The organism is Niastella populi (assembly GCF_002078015.1).
GTDB lineage: Bacteria > Bacteroidota > Bacteroidia > Chitinophagales > Chitinophagaceae > Niastella > Niastella populi.
In genome coordinates, this window is sequence record NZ_LWBP01000120.1 from 1 (window position 1) to 825 (window position 825).

Annotated in this window: 1 protein-coding gene; it reads left to right on the plus strand. The window is 33.6% G+C overall.

Translation table 11 applies throughout. The features are described from left to right. Nucleotides 1-263 precede the first annotated feature (263 nt). A complete protein-coding gene (locus A4R26_RS11585) occupies nucleotides 264-614 on the plus strand; it encodes a response regulator (RefSeq protein WP_133054637.1) in 351 nt (116 codons plus the stop codon). The last annotated feature ends 211 nt before the right edge of the window (nucleotides 615-825 follow it).

An 825-nucleotide genomic window follows, 5' to 3' on the forward strand; every position in this document is an offset into this window, starting at 1 on the left:
TATTCAAAGAACTAAATTTGACAAAGTAGAGATAATTAGTTGGTATTAATTATATTACAAAATTAATTATTTGGCATAGCTTTTGATCTTTTTATGTACAAAAACTGGTCTAATTGTTCCTTAATTACTTGGGAAATATTTCCCCGAGTTAAAAATGCGAAATGAATGAAAAACTAATACTCACAATCAATTAAAAGCAATGAACCATCCTAAGAGAGTGTTTCTTATTGATTAATGATGAAGATGATTGCTATTTTTTTAAGATGGTGCAAGATACCTTCGAACATCGTGTAGAACCGGCGTATGATCGGGACGGTGAAACAGCGTTTAAGAGGTTGTCTGAAATAAGTACCGAAGTTCCGGATTTGCTCTTCCTTGATTGGAATATGCCCAAATGGACAGGCAAACAGTGCTTAATCGCAATAAGGAGATTACCCGGGTATTCCGAAATTCCAATTATTATATACACCACATCAAGAGAAATGAAGGATAAAGATGATGCCCTTCGGTTAGGTGCGTCATATTTTCTTTCAAAGCCAGCAAGTATTAATCAGTTGTATAATGAATTGGGCTATATTTTTTCTCTCGATTGGAAAATGCATGAATTACATTGATAGGTCTTTCTTGGGAACCTGAAATTTCTACCTCATACATACTCCTATATTTTATTTCCGGCCGTTTAATGCCACTTTGATATGGCGGTATAGGGAATTTGCCTGGTAAAATATTCAAATTATAATTAAACCTTATGCAAATTTGCGGGTCCAAATTCCGTTTAATTACCCTGTAAAACAATTAACTCTACTTTGTCAAATTTAGTTCTTT